This window comes from Nocardia sp. JCM 34519.1 (assembly GCF_020361265.1).
GTDB lineage: Bacteria > Actinomycetota > Actinomycetes > Mycobacteriales > Mycobacteriaceae > Nocardia > Nocardia arthritidis_A.
The window spans coordinates 83669-104044 of sequence record NZ_JAIRBR010000025.1 but is presented as its reverse complement, the minus strand read 5'-3'; the positions used below and the strand labels follow the sequence as shown (position 1 = coordinate 104044).

Annotated in this window: 20 protein-coding genes; 15 read left to right on the top strand and 5 right to left on the bottom strand. The window is 67.8% G+C overall.

From position 1 onward, the window contains the following. Nucleotides 1-27 precede the first annotated feature (27 nt). The 9 genes from LGY53_RS37925 (at nucleotide 28) to LGY53_RS37885 (ending at nucleotide 11021) form a co-directional block, all read left to right on the top strand. A complete protein-coding gene (locus tag LGY53_RS37925) occupies nucleotides 28-1587 on the top strand; it encodes a DHA2 family efflux MFS transporter permease subunit (protein WP_225731522.1) in 1560 nt (519 codons plus the stop codon). A gap of 177 nt (nucleotides 1588-1764) precedes the next feature. Continuing rightward, nucleotides 1765-2562: an NAD(P)-dependent oxidoreductase gene (locus LGY53_RS37920; RefSeq protein WP_167474438.1), complete on the top strand. Its 798-nt coding sequence runs from the start codon at nucleotides 1765-1767 to the stop codon at nucleotides 2560-2562. A 107-nt stretch (nucleotides 2563-2669) separates the two neighbouring features. Further along, on the top strand, nucleotides 2670-4058 hold the full coding sequence (locus tag LGY53_RS37915; RefSeq protein WP_225731521.1) for a sugar porter family MFS transporter: 1389 nt from the start codon (nucleotides 2670-2672) through the stop codon (nucleotides 4056-4058). Nucleotides 4059-4069: 11 nt separating this feature from the next. After that, nucleotides 4070-5050: a beta-propeller fold lactonase family protein gene (locus LGY53_RS37910; protein ID WP_225731520.1), complete on the top strand. Its 981-nt coding sequence runs from the start codon at nucleotides 4070-4072 to the stop codon at nucleotides 5048-5050. Between the two features lie 102 nt (nucleotides 5051-5152). Further along, a complete protein-coding gene (locus LGY53_RS37905) occupies nucleotides 5153-6148 on the top strand; it encodes a LysR family transcriptional regulator (RefSeq protein ID WP_225731519.1) in 996 nt (331 codons plus the stop codon). A 36-nt stretch (nucleotides 6149-6184) separates the two neighbouring features. Then, nucleotides 6185-7108 carry a 5-dehydro-4-deoxyglucarate dehydratase gene (gene kdgD, locus LGY53_RS37900; RefSeq protein ID WP_225731518.1) on the top strand — a complete coding sequence of 308 codons (924 nt, stop codon included), beginning with the start codon at nucleotides 6185-6187 and terminating at the stop codon, nucleotides 7106-7108. Beyond that, entirely contained in the window at nucleotides 7105-8232 is a 1128-nt protein-coding gene (locus tag LGY53_RS37895) for a mandelate racemase/muconate lactonizing enzyme family protein (RefSeq protein ID WP_225731517.1), read from the top strand. The genes kdgD and LGY53_RS37895 overlap by 4 nt, the downstream gene beginning before the upstream one ends. Before the next feature lie 56 nt (nucleotides 8233-8288). Next, the gene (locus tag LGY53_RS37890; RefSeq protein ID WP_225731516.1) at nucleotides 8289-9734 is read left to right on the top strand and encodes an aldehyde dehydrogenase (NADP(+)); all 1446 of its coding nucleotides are present in this window, start codon (nucleotides 8289-8291) and stop codon (nucleotides 9732-9734) included. A 3-nt stretch (nucleotides 9735-9737) separates the two neighbouring features. Then, entirely contained in the window at nucleotides 9738-11021 is a 1284-nt protein-coding gene (locus LGY53_RS37885; protein ID WP_225731515.1) for an enolase C-terminal domain-like protein, read from the top strand. 41 nt (nucleotides 11022-11062) lie between these two features. On the opposite strand, the gene LGY53_RS37880 is transcribed toward LGY53_RS37885, so the two are convergent. Continuing rightward, nucleotides 11063-11494, bottom strand: coding sequence for an SRPBCC family protein (locus LGY53_RS37880; RefSeq protein ID WP_225731514.1), 432 nt, complete (start codon nucleotides 11492-11494; stop codon nucleotides 11063-11065). Between the two features lie 138 nt (nucleotides 11495-11632). Next, on the bottom strand, nucleotides 11633-13060 hold the full coding sequence (locus tag LGY53_RS37875; protein ID WP_225731513.1) for an MFS transporter: 1428 nt from the start codon (nucleotides 13058-13060) through the stop codon (nucleotides 11633-11635). Between the two features lie 124 nt (nucleotides 13061-13184). Here LGY53_RS37875 and LGY53_RS37870 point away from each other — a divergent pair, with 124 nt between their 5' ends. Then, the gene (locus LGY53_RS37870) at nucleotides 13185-13772 is read left to right on the top strand and encodes a TetR/AcrR family transcriptional regulator (protein ID WP_225731512.1); all 588 of its coding nucleotides are present in this window, start codon (nucleotides 13185-13187) and stop codon (nucleotides 13770-13772) included. 29 nt (nucleotides 13773-13801) lie between these two features. On the opposite strand, the gene LGY53_RS37865 is transcribed toward LGY53_RS37870, so the two are convergent. Further along, a complete protein-coding gene (locus LGY53_RS37865; protein WP_225731511.1) occupies nucleotides 13802-14404 on the bottom strand; it encodes a TetR/AcrR family transcriptional regulator in 603 nt (200 codons plus the stop codon). 88 nt (nucleotides 14405-14492) lie between these two features. Between LGY53_RS37865 and LGY53_RS37860 the strand changes: the two genes are divergently transcribed. Together LGY53_RS37860 and lexA are read left to right on the top strand one after the other, a co-directional pair. Further along, nucleotides 14493-15338 carry an alpha/beta fold hydrolase gene (locus LGY53_RS37860; RefSeq protein WP_225731510.1) on the top strand — a complete coding sequence of 282 codons (846 nt, stop codon included), beginning with the start codon at nucleotides 14493-14495 and terminating at the stop codon, nucleotides 15336-15338. 41 nt (nucleotides 15339-15379) lie between these two features. Beyond that, on the top strand, nucleotides 15380-16039 hold the full coding sequence (gene lexA / locus LGY53_RS37855; RefSeq protein WP_225731509.1) for a transcriptional repressor LexA: 660 nt from the start codon (nucleotides 15380-15382) through the stop codon (nucleotides 16037-16039). Nucleotides 16040-16044: 5 nt separating this feature from the next. Here the strand turns inward: lexA and arsM are convergent, their stop codons facing one another. Then, nucleotides 16045-16806 carry an arsenite methyltransferase gene (gene arsM / locus LGY53_RS37850; protein WP_225731508.1) on the bottom strand — a complete coding sequence of 254 codons (762 nt, stop codon included), beginning with the start codon at nucleotides 16804-16806 and terminating at the stop codon, nucleotides 16045-16047. 82 nt (nucleotides 16807-16888) lie between these two features. On the opposite strand from arsM, the gene LGY53_RS37845 reads away from it, so the two are divergent. Further along, on the top strand, nucleotides 16889-17248 hold the full coding sequence (locus LGY53_RS37845; protein ID WP_374111293.1) for an ArsR/SmtB family transcription factor: 360 nt from the start codon (nucleotides 16889-16891) through the stop codon (nucleotides 17246-17248). Between the two features lie 8 nt (nucleotides 17249-17256). Here the strand turns inward: LGY53_RS37845 and LGY53_RS37840 are convergent, their stop codons facing one another. Next, nucleotides 17257-18369 (bottom strand): NAD(P)/FAD-dependent oxidoreductase, encoded by a 1113-nt coding sequence (locus LGY53_RS37840; protein WP_225731507.1) that lies wholly within the window; start codon nucleotides 18367-18369, stop codon nucleotides 17257-17259. Between the two features lie 97 nt (nucleotides 18370-18466). Between LGY53_RS37840 and LGY53_RS37835 the strand changes: the two genes are divergently transcribed. Continuing rightward, on the top strand, nucleotides 18467-19153 hold the full coding sequence (locus LGY53_RS37835; protein ID WP_225731506.1) for a TetR/AcrR family transcriptional regulator: 687 nt from the start codon (nucleotides 18467-18469) through the stop codon (nucleotides 19151-19153). 27 nt (nucleotides 19154-19180) lie between these two features. Continuing rightward, nucleotides 19181-20371: an MFS transporter gene (locus LGY53_RS37830; RefSeq protein WP_225731505.1), complete on the top strand. Its 1191-nt coding sequence runs from the start codon at nucleotides 19181-19183 to the stop codon at nucleotides 20369-20371. Nucleotides 20372-20376 lie beyond the last annotated feature (5 nt).

Here is a 20376-nt window from a genome sequence, read left to right as displayed (position 1 = left end):
TAGCGAAAGTGATGGAACGCTTAAGCGGTGACATCACCTCCGGATATAGCGGCGGCGGGCCCAGACCCGTCGACCGACAAACTCGACCCCGCAGTCCTCAAGGTCGCGGGTGTGGTCGTACTGGGTGCGATCATGTCGATTCTGGACATCAGCGTGGTCATCATCGCGCTGCCGACCTTCCAAACCGAGTTCAACACCACGACCGCCATCGCGGCGTGGACGATGACCGCGTACACCCTGGCATTGGCCACGGTCATCCCGCTGACGGGTTGGGCGGCCGACCGATTCGGTACCAAGCGCCTGTACATGCTGGCGCTGACCTTCTTCGTACTCGGTTCGGTGCTGTGTAGCACCGCATGGAATATCGAGTCGCTCATCGCATTTCGCGTTGTCCAGGGTTTGGGCGGCGGCATGCTGATGCCGCTGGGCATGACGATCATGACCCATGCGGCGGGCCCGCAGCGGATCGGCCGCGTGATGGCCGTACTCGGCGTGCCGATGCTGCTCGGCCCGATCTCGGGCCCGATCCTCGGCGGCTGGCTGATCGGCTTCCACTGGGCCGACGGGCACAATATGTGGCAGCTGATCTTCCTGATCAACGTGCCGATCGGCATCATCGCACTGCTGCTCGCCTTCGTCGTCTTCCCGTCCGACCGGCCCGAGCCGTCGGAATCCTTCGACTTCCTCGGCATGCTGTTGGCCTCACCCGGCCTCGCGCTGTTCCTGTACGGCGTCTCGTCGATACCCGGCGAGGGCAAGGTGATCGCGCCGAAGGTGTTGATACCGGCCGCGATCGGCCTCGCGCTCATGGTGGCGTTCGTATTGCACGCGCTGCGCACCAAACATCCGCTGATCGACCTACACCTGTTCCGGAACAAGGCGCTGACCTTCGCGGTGCTCACCATGGTGCTGTTCGCGACCGCCTTCTTCGGCGCCGGTGTGCTGCTGCCGAACTACATCCAGCAGGTGCGCGGTGAGACGCCGGTGATGACCGGTGTGCTGCTGATACCGCAGGGTCTCGGCGCGATGCTCACCATGCCCATCGCCGGCAAGCTGGTCGACAAGATCGGTCCCGGCAAGGTCGTGCTCACCGGACTCGCGGTGATCGCGGTGAGCTCAGCCTTCTTCACCCAGCTGAAATCGGATACCCCGTATCCGATGATTCTGTCCGCGCTGTTCGTGATGGGTCTCGGCATGGGCTGCACCATGATGCCGACCATGACCGCGGCCATCCAGACGCTGACCCACGAGCAGGTGGCGCGCGGATCGACGCTGATGAACATCATCAACCAGACCGGCAGTTCGATCGGTACCGCGACCATCTCGGTGGTGCTGACGAACAACCTGAAACATCAGGAGTTGGCCGGTCCGGCGATGGCGGCGCTGAAGGATCCGGCGTTCGCGGCGAAACTGCATCTGCCGCCGCAGGCGATCGAGCTCGGATTGAGCCAGGCGGCAACGGCTTTCGCGCACACCTACGTGGTCGCCGTTGTGCTGATCGTATTGACGCTGATACCGGCGTTCATGCTGCCGCGGACCAAGGCGAAGGCGCCCGCGCAGGACGCTCCGGCGGCCATGGTGCACTGACACCGAATTCGATGAGGTCCGGCGGTTACCGCGGTAGCCGCCGGACTCATTTGATGCGTCTGAAGTATCGGTCGATGCCCAGATAGTGTTGGACAGGCATCAGTCGGCCGAAATAGCCTGCTGGCACGCCAGGTGATGTGACTCGAACCACATCCGGCGTCGACAGGAGGACCGACGATGACGCAACGAATCCTGGTCACCGGGGCCGCGGGTGGGATCGGCACGCTGATGCGGCCGCGGCTGGCCCGGCCCGATCGCGTACTGCGCCTACTCGACCTGCGACCGCTGCCGCCCGCCGGGCCCGGCGAGGCCGTCGAACTCGTCACGGGTTCGCTGACCGATCCGGTGACGATCGCGGCCGCCTGCCGGGACGTCGACGCGATCATCCACCTCGGCGGCATCAGTCGCGAGGACAGCTGGGACCGCATCGTCGCCGCCAATATCGACGGCACGCATACGGTGCTGGAGGCCGCCAGGCAGGCCGGGATATCCCGGATCGTGCTCGCATCGAGCAACCATGCCGCCGGATTCGCCGAAATCGGCGCGGAAAAGGTTGCCGGAGAAGCGTTTCCGCGGCCGGACACCTACTACGGGGTGAGCAAGGCCGCCGTCGAGGCGCTGGGCAGCCTCTATCACTCCCGATTCGGCATGGATGTGATCTGCGTGCGGATCGGTTCCTGTTTCGAGCGCCCGGCCGATCTGCGCGGACTGTCCATGTGGCTGTCACCGGACGACTGCGCCCGGCTGCTCGAGGCCTGCCTCGCCGCGAAAAGTCCCGGCTACCAGGTGATCTGGGGTGTTTCGCCGAATACCCGCGCGGTGGTCTCGCTGCGCGAGGCCGAGGCGCTCGGCTATCGCGGCGTCGACGACGCCGAACGCTTCGCCGCCGAGATCGACACCGATCCGGCGAATGCGCCGAAATATATCGGCGGGCCGTTCTGCGATACCCCGCTGGGTAAACCCAACCCACTCTGAAACGCATTGCGCGATACCGAGAACGAATCGTATTTCCGCGCAATCATCGTCCCCGCGCATGTGACGCTGGGGAAATCTCTGCTAGACCGCGAAAGAAGCGCAGCACCATGCAGTACAAACCGACGGTGTCGGCTCTCGGCGCCGATGTTCGTTTCCTCTATTTCTTCGGCGCGCTCGGCGGCATCCTTTTCGGTTACGACCTGGGCGTAATTTCCGGGGTGCTGCTGTTCATCAAGGATCAATGGCATCTGACCTCGTTCACCAAGGGTGTGATCGGCGGATGTCTCGCCGCGGGTGCGATATTCGGCGCCGCCGCGGCCGGGCGCATCACCGACCGGCTCGGCAGGCGGCGCACCATCATGATCGCCGCCGCGGTATTCGCGGTCGGCGCCATCGGCTGTGCGCTCTCGCCGAATGTCGCGGTGCTGGTGGTCGCCCGGTTCATCACCGGTATCGCGGTGGGTTGCTCGTCCGCGACGGTGCCGACCTATTTGTCCGAGTTGGCGCCGACCCGGGCCCGCGGCGCGCTGTCCACGCTGAACCAGCTGATGATTGTTTCCGGAATCCTGTTGGCCTACATAGTGGATTGGGCGCTGTCCGGTTCCGGGAACTGGCGGCTGATGTTCGGGCTCGCCGCGGTTCCGGCGGCGGTGCTGCTCGCGGGCATGTCGGTGCTGCCGGAGACGCCGCGCTGGCTGGTGCAGGCGGGAATGGTCGAGCAGGCGCGCGGCGTACTCGCCGGAACGCATCGCGCCGACGAGGTGGACGCCGAAATCGACAGCATTCGCACGGTGATTCGATTGGACGCCGAACGGAAGGGCCGGCTGCGCGATCTGCTGATGCCGTGGGCGAAACCGGCGCTGCTGGTCGCGCTGATTCTGGCCGTCGGGCAGCAGTTCTCCGGTGTCAACGCGGTAAACCTCTACGCGCCGACAATGTTCACCGATCTCGGCTTCGGCAATTCGACCTCGCTGCTCGCCTCGATCGTGCTCGGCGTCATCAAAGTGGCGTTCACCGCGTGGGTGATCTTCATGGTCGACCGGTGGGGCCGTAAACCGTTGCTGCTGCTCGGCAATGTCTGCATGGCGCTTTCACTGTTCCTGCTCGGCCTGGTGGTGCTCACCGTGCACAACCACACCGTCACCGGGTTGACGACGCTGATCCTGCTCAACGTCTATCTCGCCGGATACGAACTCGGTTGGGGCGCGGTGGTTTGGGTGATGATGGCCGAGATCTTCCCGCTGCGGGTCCGCGGTGTGGGCATGGGCGTCGGCAGCGTGGTGCTCTGGGCGTCCACCTTCGCCATCACCTTCCTGTTCCCGGTGATGAACGACCATCTGGGACTTGCCCATTCGGCGTGGGTGTTCGGCGCGGTGAGCGTGCTGCTGTACTTCCTGGTGCAGCGATTCGTGCCGGAGACGAAGGGGCGCAGCCTGGAACAGATCGAGCTGGAGCTGCGGGCGCGCGTCGGCGGCCATGCGGCGGAGGCGAAGTGAGGGTGTAACGGGTGATCGTGTACGTGTCGAATGCGGAGAGCCGCGAGATCTCGGTGTTGCGGCTGACCGCAACGGGTGAGTTGATTCCGTTGTCCGCCACCGATGTCGGTGGGAAGGTGATGCCGCTCGCGGTCGCCCCGGATCGCCGGTACCTGTACGCCGGGCTGCGGTCGGAGCCGTACGAGGTGGTGGTGCTCGCCATCGCCGCGGCATCAGGGGAGTTGCGGGTTGTTTCGCGAAATCCGTTGCCGGACAACATGGCATACCTCGCGACCGATCGGTCCGGAAGGTATCTGCTCGGCGCGTCGTACACGGGCGACCGGATCGCGGTGTGCCCGATCGATGGCGCGGCGGTGGGTGCGGCGGTCGCGGTGACAGCTACGCCGCCGCACGCGCATTCGATCGTCGCCGATCCGTCGAATCACCACCTGCTGGTCGGTGCGCTCGGCGGTGACGTGATCCTGCGATACCGATTCGCCGAAGGTCGCATCCACGATGAGCCGACCGCTACACCGACGAAATCCGGTGCGGGACCGCGACATATCGTCTTCCACCCGAACGGGCGCGCCGTATTCGTCTCGAACGAACTCGACGGCACGGTGAACGGCTATTCGTTCGATGCCGGTGTATTGACCGAGACCGCGTCGGCATCGGTGCTGCCGCCCGGCCATGCCTCGGCATGGACATCCGATCTGCACATCACCCCCGACGGCCGGTATCTCTATGTGGCCGACCGCAATTCGAGCACACTGGCCGGATTCCGGGTGGACCGCGCGACGGGCGGGCTGGAACCGATCGGGTATACGCCCACCGAAACGCGGCCGCGCGGTTTCGCCATCGATCCCGGCGGGCGCTACCTCGTCGCCGCGGGCCAGCTATCGCGGCAGGTGACGAGCTACGCCATCGGCGGCGACGGCGCGCTGCGGGCCGTCGGCCGCTGCCGCGTCGGCGACGATCCGAACTGGGTCGAGATCGTCGATCCGGCGTCATGACGCTCGATACCCACCCGGTATCGGACGATGCGGAAATGGCGTTGGACGAGTATCACTTCGGCGGCATAGCCTGCGAATACGCCGTTGCACAGGAGGCCGACGATGAACAGCGATAGCCACCGGGCGCCCGCGCTGCTGCGCCTCGCCGCCTCGCCGTCCATCGGCAACCCGCGCGCCGACCTGATCCGCGGCGATGCGGGCAAACTCGGCTCGCTCATCTCGCTCGAGCACATCCGCGGCTTCGTCACCGTCGCGGAGGAGGGCAGCTTCCGCCGCGCCGCCGAGCGGCTCCGGATGACCCAACCGCCGTTGAGCAGGCAGATCCAGAAGTTGGAGCGCGATATCGGCGTCGAACTCTTCGATCGCACCCAGCGGCAGGTGCAGCTGACCCCGGCGGGCGAGGTATTCCTGATCGAGGCGCGCAGGCTGCTCGCGCTGGCCGAGGCGGCGCCCGGCGCGGCCCGATTGATCGCGGCGGGCGGCGCGGGCACGGTCCGGGTGGGCTTCACCGCCGCCTCCGGTTTCGGCTTCCTCGGCCGCTTCCTCAATCACATCGAGCAGGGGCTGCCCGGCGTCGAGGTGGTGCTGCGCGAGATGGTGAGCGCCGAGCAGTTCGCCAACCTGCGCAGCGGGCGACTCGATCTGGCGCTGGCCCGCCCGCCCTTCGATCAGAACGAATTCGATTGCCGCGCGGTGCATTCCGAGCGCTTGGTGCTCGCCGTACCGGCCGCGCACCGGCTGGCCGGGCTGGAGCCGCTGCCGATCGAGCAACTGGGCGGCGAATCGCTGCTGGTGTACGCGCCGGGCCCGGCCCGGTATTTCGCCGACCTGGTCGCGGGCATCCTGGCCGCCGTGCCGTACACCGCGACCCACGAACTGACCCAGGTGCACACCATGCTCGCGCTGGTGGCCGCGGGCCGCGGATTGGCGCTGGTACCGGACAGCGCTACCCACCTACATCCCGACGGCGTGCGGTTCCGCCCGCTGGCCGGCGTCGACGACCCGGTCGTACTGCATGCGGTGTGGCGGCGCGACTGCGCCAACCCGGCACTGCATCGCGTTGTCGCACTGCTGGATTCGCTGCCACCCGCGCACTGAATCCGCCGATCGTTTCCATGTCCCAGGAGGAAGACCGTGTCCCATCTGTCCGCGGAAGAACTGGGCCCAGCGCTAGGGCGCGGGCTGCTCTCGTTCCCCGTCACCCACTTCGACGCCGACCTCGCCTTCGACGAGGCGGCCTACCGCAAGCACATCGCCTGGCTGGCCCAATACGAGGTCGCCGGGCTGTTCGCGGCAGGCGGCACCGGCGAGGGGTTTTCGCTGACCCCGCAGGAGATCGATCAGGTGGTGCGGGCCGCGGTGGCCGAAACCGGCGGCCGGATCCCGGTGGTGGCACCCGCGACGGCGGGCACGGCGGTGGCCATCGAACAGGCGCGGGCCGCGGAAGCCGCTGGGGCGGAAGGGATTCTGCTGATGCCGCCGTATCTCACCGAGGCGGGTCCCGACGGTATCGTCGAACACGTCGCCGCCGTCTGCGGCGCGACCGGGCTCGGCGTGATCTTCTACAGCCGCGCCAACGCCGCGGTGAACGACGTGACGGTCGCGCGGATGGCCGAACGCTGCCCGAACCTGGTCGGATTCAAGGACGGCGTCGGCAATATCGAGACGATGACCCGCGTCTACGCCCGGCTCGGCGACCGGTTGACCTACATCGGCGGGCTGCCGACCGCGGAGACCTTCGCGCTGCCCTACACCGAAATGGGCGTTACCACATACTCTTCGGCCATTTTCAACTTCGTCCCGGAGTTCGCGCTCGATTTCTATCGGGCGGTACGGGCGCACGACCGGGCGGCCGTCTACCGTAAGCTGCGCGAATTCGTCATCCCGTATCTCGATATCCGCGACCGCAGACCGGGTTACGCGGTATCCATCGTGAAGGCCGGGCTCGCCGCGATCGGCAGGCCCGCCGGATCGGTGCGGCCGCCGCTGACCAACCTCACCGAAGCCGAGCTCGACGAACTCACCGAGCTGGTGCGCACCATCACGGTGGCGCGATGAGTTCGGTCGACGAAATCACCGGCGTCGCACTGTCTTCGGTGGTGGTGCCGCTGCCGGCCGGGATCAGCGACGCCAAGGTGCTCACCGGCAGACAGCGCCCGATGACCGAGGTCGCGGTGCTGCTTGCCGAGATCGACACCGCGGCCGGGCTGCGCGGTCTCGGTATCAGCTATGCCAAACGAGCCGGTGGGCCAGGGCAATTCGCGCATGCGCGGGAACTGGCCCCGGAACTGCTCGGCGCCGATCCGAACGATATCGGCCGGATCTGGGATCGGCTCATGTGGGCGGGTGCGTCGGTGGGCCGCGCTGGGCTCGCGGTGCAGGCCCTCGCGGCATTCGATATCGCGCTCTGGGATCTGAAGGCCAAGCGGGCCGGGCTGCCGCTGGCCAAACTACTTGGTGCGCATCGTGACTCGGTGCGGTGCTACAACACCTCCGGCGGCTTCCTGCACGCATCGATCGACGAGGTGCTCGACCGCGCCGCCGAATCGCTCGCACAGGGTATCGGCGGGATCAAGATCAAGCTAGGTCATCCGGACCGGTCCGTCGATCTGGCCAGGCTCACCGCGATCCGGGAGAAATTCGGCGACCGGCTGCCGCTGATGGTCGACGCGAACCAGCAGTGGGATCGCGCGACGGCCCGCCGCATGTGCCGCGCCCTCGAGCCGTTCGGTCTGGAATGGATCGAAGAACCCTTGGACGCCTACGATTTCGCGGGACACGCCGGGCTGGCCGCCGCCTTCGACACCCCGATCGCCACCGGCGAAATGCTCGTGAGCACGGGCGAGCACGCGCGGCTCATCCAGGCGGGCGGGGCCGATATCGTGCAACCCGACGCGCCCCGGGTCGGCGGCATCACTCAGTTCCTGAAGGTCATGGCGCATGCGGAACGGGAAAACCTCGCGCTCGCACCGCATTTCATGAAGGAGGTGCACGTCCACCTGGCCGCCGCGTATCCGCTGGAACCGTGGGTCGAACATTTCGAATGGTTCGACGTGCTGTTCGCCGAACGGTTGGCGATCAGCGACGGCCGCATGCACCTGTCCGACCGGCCCGGGCTGGGCGTGACGCTCACCGAACAGGCGCGCGCCTGGACCGTCGCGGAATATGTTGTGCGAGCTTAGGTGTACCGCCGCCTTCGCTCCGGCCATGCGCCGACAGCGCCTGTTAGGAGAGACCCATGGATACCGAGCCGAGCGATCTGAACCGGATCATCGCGGCTGCGGCAGCCGCCGCCGTGCCGATCGCCGAGACCACCCCCGCCGAGCGGGCGAGCTGGTTGACGCGCGTCGCCGATGCATTGGATGCGGCCGCCGATGAACTGATTCCGCTGGCCGCTGCGGAAACTCACCTACCCGAGGCTCCGCGCCTGCGTGGCGAGTTGCTGCGCACCACCTTTCAGCTGCGGTTCTTCGCCGAGGTACTGGCCGACGGTGAATTCCTCGGCGCTACCGTCGATCACGCGGATCCGGGATGGCCGATGGGTCCGCGGCCGGACATCCGGCGCGCGATGGTGCCGATCGGGCCGGTATTGGTCTTCGCCGCAAGCAATTTCCCGTTCGCGTTCAGCGTCGCGGGCGGTGACACCGCGTCGGCGCTGGCGGCCGGGTGCCCGGTCGTGGTCAAGGCGCATCCGGGACATCCGCGGCTCGCCGAGCGCACGGGTGCGATCGTGCGCGCTGCGCTGGCCGAATCTAGTGCGCCCGCAGGAACTTTCGCGGTGGTAGCGGGCATCGATGCGGGTGTCGCCGCGCTGCGGCATCCGGATATCGCGGCGGCCTCGTTCACCGGTTCGGTGACGGGCGGCCGCGCACTGTTCGATATCGCCACGAGCCGACCGCGCCCCATTCCGTTCTACGGGGAACTGGGCAGCGTCAATCCGGTGGTGGTGCTGCCGGGCGCTGTTCGCGCACGTGGGGCGGAAATCGTTGCGGGATACCTGAATTCGTTCACACTCGGCGCCGGGCAGTTCTGTACGAAACCGGGTCTGCTGCTGCTCCCGGCCGGACACGGCCTGACCGAATCGCTGCGCGCCGCCGTCGACGCCGCACCGGAGCAGCCGCTGCTGAACGACCGCATCGCCGAGGGCTATTCGACCCGTGTTGCTAGCATCCGCGAACACCCGGCTGTCACAGCGATTTCCGCGCCGGACCCGGGCTCGCTGCGGCCGACCCTGCTGAGCGTTCCGGCGGCCGATTTCCTGGCGGCCGGACAGGTGCTGCGGGACGAATGTTTCGGGCCCGCATCGCTGGTGGTCGAATACGCGGACGCCGACGAGCTGGCCGGGTTACTCGGCGAACTCGAACCCGGCCTCACCGCAACGGTTTTCGCCGAGGACAGCGAGATCGACGACGTCCGCCCGCTGCTGCCCGCGCTCGCCGCGCTGGCGGGCAGGCTGCTGTGGAACGACTGGCCCACCGGCGTCGCGGTGAGCTGGGCTCAGCAGCACGGCGGACCCTATCCGGCCACCACCACGCCGACGACCACCTCGGTCGGCGCGGCGGCCATCGACCGTTTCTTGCGGCCGGTGGCCTGGCAGGGCTTCCCCGACGCGCTGCTGCCGCCCGCGCTGCGTGAACACAATCCATGGGATCTACCCCGACGTATCGACGGAAAGCGAAGCTGAAGTATGACCGCCGTTATCAAGGACGTCCGGCTCACCCCGATCCTGATCGCCGATCCGCCGCTGCTGCTGGTGGGCGGCGTGCACCAGCCGTACACCCCGCGCCTGATCGTCGAGGTCGAGACCGATTCCGGCACGGTGGGTCTGGGCGAAACCTACGGGGACCGCCGCTACCTGGAGCGGGCGACCGAACTCGCGCCGCGGCTCATCGGCATGCCGCTGGCCGGTATCAACGCCATCCGGTTGCTCGGTGCGCAGCGGGCGAGCGGCGACCGGCTGATCGATGACAACCCGCTGGCCAGCGGGTTACGCGGGGCACTGACCACCGATAAGGTCCGGCTGAGCGTGCTGTCCGCCTTCGAGGTCGCCGCACTGGACGCGCACGGCCGTGAGCTCGGCCTGCCGGTGCACGCGCTGCTCGGCGGGAAGGTGCGCGATCGCGTCGACTACTCGGGCTACCTGTTCTACAAATGGGCCGAACATCCGATGGCGGACGCCCCTGCCGACGAGTGGGGCGCGGCCCTCGATCCGGACGGCGTCGTCGAACTTGCGCGGAAGTTCAAGGCGCACGGCGGATTCCACTCCTTCAAGTTGAAGGGCGGGGTGTTCGAGCCGGAGGCGGAGTGTGCGGCCGTCGAGGCGTTGGCCGTTGCGTTTCCCGGCCATCCGCTGCGACTGGACCCGAATGCGGGCTGGTCGGCCGAGACCGCGCTGAAGGTGGCCGAAAGGCTATCCGGCACAGTCGAATACCTGGAGGATCCGACCGCTCTGCTGACCGATCTCGCGGAGCTGCACCGCCGCACCGGGATTCCGTTGGCCACCAATATGGTGGTGACCTCGGTGGCGGAGATCAAACCGGCGTTCGATCTGGACGCGGTGCAGGTGGTGCTATCCGATCACCATTACTGGGGCGGACTGCTGGCCACCCGGGAGCTGGCGGCGGTATGCGGCGCATACGGCAAAGGCGTTTCGATGCATTCGAATACCCATCTCGGCATCAGCCTCGCCGCCATGACCCACGTCGCCGCCACCATCGCCGAGCTGGACCACGCCTGCGACACCCATTACCCGTGGCAGGCGGAGGAGGTGATCACCGAGCCGTTCGAATTCCACGACGGCGCAATCGAAGTCACCGACGCGCCCGGACTCGGTATCGAACTGGACCGGGATGCGCTCGCCCGGTTCCACGAACGCTGGCAGCGCATGCCCGCGCTGCGCGACCGCGACGACATCGCGGCCATGCGGGTGGTGCGCCCGGATTATCAACCGCCCGCGGGACCGAAGTTCTGATCATCGAAAAAGCCCGCTCCGCAAAGAGAGCGGGCTCGGCCTCAGCCGTACAGCGCGACGAACTTGTCCAGCGATCGTTCGATATCGCCCTTCACCGCCCGCGCCACCCCGGCGCCGATCGGACCGAACAGCGGTGCGCCACCCAATTCGATGTCGACCGTGACCTCGGAGCCCGAACCCTTCGGCCGCACAAGCAATTCCAGGCCCAGCTTGGTCCCGCCCTTACCCGCGCCGCGCAGGGCCAGCTTGTGCGGCGGTTCGGCGGCGCGCACCGTCCAGGTCACCCGGTTGCGCAGGCCTTTCACGGTCGCGACGCCGACGAGTTGGGTGCCGACGGTCAGCTCCGCGGGCACCTCCCCGCGCCACGCCTCGTGCATGGTCAGCCACTTGCCCAGGTCGGCCAGATTGGACGTGTGCGCCCACGCGTCCTCCGGCGGGATCGGCACATCGACGGAAACCTTCAGCTTTGCCACCCGCGCATGGTAACCGGTACCGAAAGTTCTGCCTACCGTACAGAAAGGCGGCGGGTGTCGAACTACCCGCGGAACCAGACCCGCGCCGGGTCGAGCCGCCAAGTGCGGCGCTCGCATACCCGGCGCGGGTCTCGCCCCTTATGCGCGAGCCGGTTTCACGCTGCGGAAGGTCAGCGCGACGAGGAAGGCCAGCGCCGCGATGCCGACCGCACCGGCGAAGGCCGCCGTGACGCCGCTGACGAGCACATGCTCGGGCGATCCCGTCGCATCCTTGGCCGCGGTGCCGAATACCGTGACCAGGATGGCCAATCCGAGTGCGGCCCCGGTCTGCTGCAGGGTCTGCAGCGCACCGCCCGCCGCGCCGGCGTCGGCGCTCGGCACGCTGGACATGATGATCACGTTCAGCGGTGAAAAGGCAAGGCCGATACCGCATCCCAGCAGCAGCGTGGCGACGAACAGCATCGGGAAATACGCGCTGTCGGTCGAAAGTTGGGTCAGCAGCGCCAATCCGGTGCCCATCGATACCGTCCCGGTCAGCGTGAGCGGCTTGGGCCCGAGGCGGGGCAGCAGCCGCGGGACCAGCCGGATCATGGTGAACATCATCACCGCGGTCGGCAGGAAGGCGAAACCGGTTGTCAGTGGGCTCATTCCGCGTACCTCCTGGAGGTACCGGGTGAGGAAGAAGAACATCGACATGCCCGCCATCGGCCCGAGGAACATATTGGCGTACGCGGCGGCGCGGTTGCGCTCGACGAACAGGCGCAGCGGCAACAGCGGTTCGGCCGTGCGCATTTCGATGGTCAGGAAGGCGGCGAGCAGTCCGGCGCCGACGGCCAGCGAGAGCACGGTGGTCGTGGCCGACCAGCCATCGGATGCCGCGCTGATGAAGCCGTACACCAGCGTCGCGATGCTGGCGGTCGCGGTGAACGCGCCGGGCAGATCGAGGTGGGCGGGCCTGCGCTCGGAATCGGGCAGGTAGCGCAGCGCGAGCACGCCGACCGCCGCGCCGAACGGCACGTTGATGAACAGCGCGGACCGCCAGCTCAGCCACTGGGTGAGCAGACCGCCGATGATCAGGCCGATCGCGAAGCCCGCGCTGGACATGCCGGAGAACAGGGCGAGCACCCGGACCCTGGCCTTCGGTTCGGTGAAGGTGGTGGTGAGCAGCGCGAGGGTGCTCGGGCCCGCCATCGCGCCGCCGATGCCCTGGACGACGCGGGCGATGATCAGCCAGGTCGCGGACGGCGCGAGCCCGCCCGCCAGCGAGGCGAGGGTGAACAGGGTGGTGCCGACGACGAACAGGTTGCGCCGCCCGAACAGATCGCCCGCGCGGCCGCCGAGCAGCAGCAGACCGCCGAAGGTCAGGGTGTACGCGTTCATCACCCAGGACAGGCCGGTGGCGCTGAAGTGCAGGTCGGTGCGGATGCGCGGCAGCGCGACATTCATCACGGTGATGTCGAGGACGATCATCAATTGGCAGGTCAGCAGGGTGGCCAGCACGACGCCGTGCCGCAGTGGGCGGGCGAGGGCCGGACGGATGTCCGCGGCAATGGTGTTGGTAGACAAGTACGCTCCATGGGATGAACCTAAGCGGAGAGTGTCTCCGTTTGGACAGGAGCTAGCATATGGAGAAGGTCTCCGTTTATGCAAGCCTAAACGGAGAGTTCATCCGTTTCCAGTGGAGGAATCAGTGGACGCACCGTCGACCGCACGGCCCATGCGCGCCGATGCGCGGCGCAATTACGAGCGGATCGTCGAGGCCGCGCGGGCGGCCTTCGCCGAACACGGACCGGATGCGCCACTGGATGACATCGCCCGCCGCGCCGGGGTCGGCGCGGGCACCCTGTACCGGCACTTCCCCAACCGCGACGCGCTCATCGAGGCCGTCTACCGGTCGAGTATCGAGCGGCTCAGCTCGTACGCGCACGAGCTGGCCGCGACCCATCCGCCGGAGACGGCTCTGGAGATGTGGTTGCAGCGGCAGGTGCGCTGGGTGCTCGAGGAACGCAGTCTCGCGGTGACGCTGAAGGCGCTGATCGACCGCGAGTCGGAGACCTTCGAGCTGTGCCGCGTCCTGATGAACGACGCGGCGACCGCGATTCTGAAACCCGCGCAGACGGCCGGCCTGGTGCGCGGCGATATCGAACCGCGCGACCTCCTGCGCTTCGGGCACGGCATCGCCATCGCCTGCGAAACCGCACCCGAGGCGGCCGACCGCCTGCTCGCGGTCACCATGGACGGCCTGCGGACAACCGGCGCGCGTCCCGCCGACGGGTGAGCTTGCGCGGGTGTTCTGCTGACCCGAACTTACCCGGCGGCGATGGCCGAGGTGACCTGAGAGATGTAGGCGCGGAACAGTTTCGGCATATCGACTCGTTCCGGATCGAGCAGCCACTGCAACTGTAGGCCGTCCATCATCGCGAATACCTGGCGGGCGAGGGCGGCGGTATCGGTATCCGGCCGGATGGCGCCGTCGGCGATGCCGTCGTCGAGCGCGCGCACCAGCCAGGCCTCCAGCATGCGGTAGCGGCCGACGACCCATTCGTGCGCTGGGTGGTCGATGGTCACCGCCTCCCCGGTCACCACCGTGAACAGTCGCACCAGCCCGGGCAGGTGCGCGTTGTATTCGACCAGCTGCACCAGCCGCTCCAGTGCGGCGACGCCGGACAGTCTGCCGTCGAATTCCATTCGCAGCGCGTCGATTTCGTCGCGGCGCTGCAGCACCGCCGCGAGCAGCTCGGTCTTGCTCGCGAAATGGTGCAGCAGGCCGGGTTGGGAGAGTCCGCAGTTCGTCGCGATATCCGCCAGGGACGCACCACGGAATCCGTTCTCGGCGAACGTCTTCAGCGCCACATCGAGGATCTGTTCGCGGCGCGCGTCGCCGCGCGGTCTGCCGTGCCGTCCGGTCATGGTCTCGAATATATAACATTACCGAGTGAGTACTCGGTTACGATGCCGGTGGTCGGCACACTCGTGTCGTCGCAATCGAGGAGGATTGATGAGTTACGCCACCGGGAACACCGCCGAAATCGTGCCGTTCGACCTGCGTGGGAGCGCGGGGCAGCTGTCGGCGTGGCGTTCGGCGCCGCCGGACGGCGTCGAGGTGCGCGGCACCGCCCTGCTCGTTCCGGGCTTCACCGGTTCCAAGGAGGATTTCGAGGCCATGTTGCCGCGCCTGGCGCGGGCCGGATTCCACTGTGTCGCTTACGATCAGCGCGGTCAGTGGGAGTCGGACGGTTCGGACGATCCGGCCGACTACACGCTGCGCGATTTCGCGGGCGATCTACTGGGCGTCGCCGAGCAAATCGGGGCGCCGGTGCACCTGGTGGGCCACTCCTTCGGCGGTTACGTCTCCCGCGCCGCGGTGCTCGCGGATCCGGGCCGCTTCCGCAGCCTGACCCTGCTCGCCTCTGGGCCCACTTCGGTGCGCGATATCGCCTTCCCGCCACCGCGATCGGTCGCGGGGATGGTGGAAGCCGGTGGGCAGCAGGCGATCTGGGAGCAGATGAGTTCCGCGATGAGCGCACTCCCCGACGCGAAACGAGACTTCCTGCACCGACGCATCATGGCGACCAAGAAGGCGAACCTCGTCGGCATCCTGCACACCATGGAGACCGTCGACGACGATATCGCCGGTCTGCGGGCCGCGGCGATGCCGATCCTCATCGCCTACGGCGACACCGGCGACCTGTGGGCGCCCGCCGTGCACGAGCGTTACGCCGATGACCTCGGCGCGCGGCGCGTCGTCTACCCCGGCGTCGGCCATCTGCCGAACGAGGAACGGCCCGAACAGGTTTGCGCCGACCTCACCGCGTTCTGGGCCGAGGTCGACTCCCGGCGGTAGCCTGCGCCGATCCGGGAGCCGCTACCTCTAACATCTCCGGGGTGACCGGATACGACCTCGACGCGTTCGAGCACCTCGACACCTCACTGCTGCCGCCGCGCCAGCAGCGGATCCTCGCCACCATTCGGGATTGGGTGGTCCGGTACGGATATCCGCCCAGCACCAGGGAACTGGGCGACGCCGTCGGGCTGCGCTCGACCTCGTCGGTGTCGAAACATCTGAACAGCCTGGAGGAGAAGGGCTTTCTGCGGCGCAGCGGTTCGGTGTCGCGGCCGATCGATGTGCGGATGTTCCTGCGGGCGGCCGAGCCGCGCACGGAGGATACGGATTCGGTGCCGGTGCCCGTCGTCGGCGATATCGCGGCGGGCACCCCGATCCTCGCCGAGGAGCACACCGACGACGTCCTCACCCTCTCGCGCCAACTCGTCGGCCGCGGAACGGTTTTCGGGCTGCGGGTGCGCGGCGACTCGATGATCGACGCGGCCATCTGCGACGGCGATATCGTGGTCGTCCGCAAACAGCACGAGGCGCATTCGGGGGAGATCGTCGCCGCCATGATCGACGGCGAGGCGACCGTCAAGGTGTACCGGCGGCGCAACGGGCACGTCTACCTGGAGCCACGCAATCCAGCGTACGAGGTGATCGACGGTGATGCCGCCGTCGTGCTCGGCAAGGTCGTCTCGGTGATGCGTAGGGTCTGATCAATTCAGCGGCGGTTCACGGCCTTGATGATCGCCGAGTGCATCCCGTCGGCCACCGGATGCGTCGCGGTGATCTCGATTTCGCCGAATCCGGCCGCCGCCAAGTAGTTTCGATACTCGCCGAACGACAGCGCCCCCGCGATGCAACCGACGTAGTCGCCGCGCTCACCGCGCTGGGCGGGGGTGAGGGTGTCGTCGGCCACGACATCGGCGATCCCGATACGCCCGCCAGGTACCAGCACCCTTGCCATTTCGGCGAATACCGCCGGTTTGTCGGTCGACAGGTTGATGACGCAGTTGGAGATCACCACGTCGATGCTGTTGTCGGGCAACGGGATCGCCTCGATCGTGCCCTTCACGAACTCGACGTTCGTGACACCGGCCTTCGCCGCGTTCTCCCGGGCGAGGGCCAGCATCTCATCGGTCATATCGACGCCGAATGCCTTGCCGCTCGGCCCGACCCGGCGCGCCGACAGCAGCACGTCGATGCCGCCGCCGGATCCGAGATCGAGCACGGATTCGCCCACGCGCAATTCGGCGACCGCGGTCGGGTTGCCGCAGCCCAGCGATGCGGCGACGGCCCGAATCGGCAAGGCATCGCGGTCGGCGACCCCGTACAGGCTCGCGCCGAATTGTTCGTCGATCTCCACTCCGCAGCCGCTGCCGCCGCAACAATCCGTCGCGGTGCCACCGCCCGCGACCGCCACGGCGGCGGCCGCATAGCGCTCGCGCACGGTCTCACGCAGCTCGTTGCCCTGTTCCGACATAGAAATCACTCCTGAACGGGTTGTATCGAAATCTATCGAAGCAAGTTTGCCGCCCTGATTCGATATCTGTCAATATTGATGTGTGCCGAAACAGGAACTTCCGCTGATCGCCGCGACGACGGGCTGCTGCACCACGTTGTCCGCACCGCTGGATGCCGCCGCGGCGGCCGAGTTGGCGAGCGCGTTCAAGGCGCTCGGCGATCCGGTCCGGCTGCGGCTGCTGTCGCTGATCGCCGCCGCCGGCGGCGAAGAGGTCTGCGTCTGTGAGCTGACCCCGGCCTTCGACCTGTCCCAGCCCACCATCTCCCACCACCTCAAGGTGCTGCGCGAAGCCGGATTATTGACCTCGGAACGACGCGGCACCTGGGTTTACTACCGGGTGGTTCCGGCTGCGCTGCAACGACTTTCCGATATCCTCGCGCCGATTGCCGCACCCGTGTAGGCCCGGGGTCAGTGCCCGGTGAACATGTCCACGATGCTGTGCGGGGAGTCGGCGCCGAACATGAACTCGAAGACCTCGGCGCCGTCGGCGGCGGTCGCGGCGGCGCGCGGGAACAGTGCCTGTTCGTATTCGGTCAGCGCGGTCTCGACGTCGTCGGGGTGCGCGGCGATGGCCTTGCCGAGTTCGGCGCCGTCCTGCATGGCCAGGTTGGCACCTTCGCCGTTCGGGGGTGCGAGGTGGGCGGCGTCGCCGATCAATGTCACCCCCGGCACCCGGTCCCAACGGTGTTCGATCGGCAGCGTGTTGAGCGGGCGCAGGACCGGTGTGGTGTCGCTTTCGGTGATGAGCGCGGTGAGTTCCGGTGCCCAGCCGTCGAATTCGCCCGCGATGCGCGCGACGGCGGCCGGATCGGTGAAATCGATTGCGGCGAACCAACTTCGGGGTTTGGATAGCGCCACGTAGGTGTGCAGGGTCTCGCCGCTCTCGCGGTGGGCCTGAATGCCCTTGCCCGGCGCGGGTGCGATGAGCGCCCCGCCGCCAACGGCTTTCGCGGCGGCCGGATGACGGGTGTCGGCGTCGAACAGATAGGTCTCGACGAATGACATGCCGGTGTATTCGGGTGTGGCGGCGGACAGTAGCGGCCGGACCCGCGACCACGCACCGTCGGCGCCGACAAGCAGATCCGTGACCGCGGTGCCGCCGTCGGCGAAGGTCACCTCGTGGCGGCCCTCGCCGATGGCGCGGGCGCCGCTGAGCTTGTGGCCCCACCGGACGGTGCCGGGCGGCAGCGAATCGAGCAGCAGCCGTCGCAGTTCGCCGCGCTGCACCTCGGGGCGTCCGCCCGTACCGTCGTCGGGTTCGTCGAGTAGAACCGTTCCGTCCCGATCGAGGATCCGCAGCGCTTGACGTCCTTCCAGGATGAGGCCGCGGAACTCGTCCAGTAGACCGGCCGCCGCCAGCGCGGGCTGTCCGTTGTAGTCGTGGATGTCGAGCATGCCGCCCTGCGCGCGTGCGGTCGGGGAGTCCTCCGCCTCGTAGACCGTGGCCGGGATGCCGTTGACGTGCAGGACGCGGGCCAGTGTCAGGCCGCCGAGCCCGGCACCGATGATCGTGATCTTCATGATGGTTCCTTCGAGGTCTGACCTTCTGGTATGCCATTCCAGAAATGGAATGCCGTTCCATGTTGGAGCAACGTTCCAGATGTGTCAAGATGGCGGCATGGCAACGCGGACACGTCGGGCAGCGGCGCTTTCCCGGGAGACCATCGTCGAAGCCGCCGTCGAACTGCTCGACGCGACCGGCGCGGGCGGGCTCACCTTCCGGACATTGACCGAACGCCTCGCCACCGGGCCCGGGGCGATCTACTGGCATGTGGCGAACAAGGACGAGCTGCTCGCCGCCGCCACCGACACCGTCGTCGCCGCCGCGCTGGCGATCGCGCCCGCCGAAACTCCCGGCGCGGCGCAGGACGAGATCCGCGCCATCGCGCTCGGCCTGTTCGACGCCATCGACGAACATCCTTGGCTCGGAACGCAACTCGCCATGCAGCTGGCTCGCAGCCCATGGGGTTCGATGACCCGGCGGATCTACGAGAGCATCGGTCGCCGGGTCCGCGCGCTCGGCGTGCCCGAGGGCAGTTGGTTCACGGCCACCTCGGCGCTGGTGAACTACATCCTCGGCGCGGCGGGCCAGAACGCCGAGAACTCCCGCGTCGGCGAACAGCATCCGGACCGCGGCGAATTCCTCGACGACGCGGCGGCGGCATGGGCAGAACTCGACCCCGACGACTATCCGTTCCTCCGGTCCATCGCCGATCAGCTCCGCGGGCACGACGACCGCGAGCAATTCCTCGCGGGCATCGATTTCCTGCTCACCGGTGTCATCGCGACGCACCCGCCCGCCTGAGCCGCCGTGGCCGGGTAGCGTGCGCCCATGCCGACTCCGCCGGACGCCCGCCGCCTGCCGACGTGGCTGACGCCGAATCTCCGGGTGCTGTGCGGGGTCAGCTTCCTCGCCGACACCGCCGGCGAGTTGCTGTATCCGATTCTGCCGATCTTCCTCACCGTCACCCTCGGTGCGCCCGCCGCCGTGGTCGGCGCGGTCGAAGGCGCGGCCGAGGCCGCCGCCGCGCTGACCAAGATCGCCGCGGGTCGCCTCGGGGACCGCTACCGCAAGCGGCCGTTGATCGCGCTCGGATACGCGCTCGCCGCGCTCGGCAAGGTCATCGTCGCCGCGGCGTTCGCCTGGCCGCTCGTGCTCGCCGGGCGCTGTGTGGATCGGCTCGGCAAGGGCGTGCGCGGCGCACCCCGCGATGCCCTGCTGATGGTCGGCGCCGATCCCGCCGCCAAGGGCCGCATATTCGGGGTCCACCGCACCATGGACACGCTCGGCGCGGTCGCCGGGCCCGCGCTCGGGCTCGCGCTCTACGAACTGCTCGACCACCGCATGCGGCCGCTGATGGTGCTCGCCGTCGTCCCCGCGCTGGCCGCCGTCGCGCTGGTCGCCGCGGTTCGCGAAAACTCTTCCAGCGCAACGGATCGCACAGTCGATGAGCCGGATGACCCACCGTCCCAACGGTTCTCGACGCGATTGAAGACGTTGATCGGCGTGCTGACGGTCTTCTCTCTGGTGAACTTCCCCGACTCGCTGCTTCTGCTGCGCGCGCACCAACTCGGGCTTTCGGTGGCCGGGGTCATCGGCGCCTACATCGCCTACAACGCCGCATACGCGCTGCTGTCCTACCCGGCCGGCGCGGTGTCGGATATGCTGCCGCGGCAATTCGTCTTCGCGGCCGGGTTGGTGTGTTTCGCGGTGGGCTATCTCGGACTCGGGCTCGCGACCTCGCCGGGATGGGTCTTCGTCGTCCTGCCGATCTACGGCGGATTCGCCGCGGCCACCGACGGTGTCGGTAAGGCCTGGATCGCCGATATCGCGCCTGCCGCAAGGCAATCCACGGCCCAAGGCATCTACCAAGGGCTCACCGGCGCCGCCATCCTCGCCGCCGGACTGTGGGCCGGACTCGCCTGGCATGCCGACGGCCGCATCCCCCTGCTGATCTCCGGGGCCACCGCACTCGCACTGGCGGTGGCGCTCGTCCTGGCCGGAGAACATCTGCATCGGTAATTTCC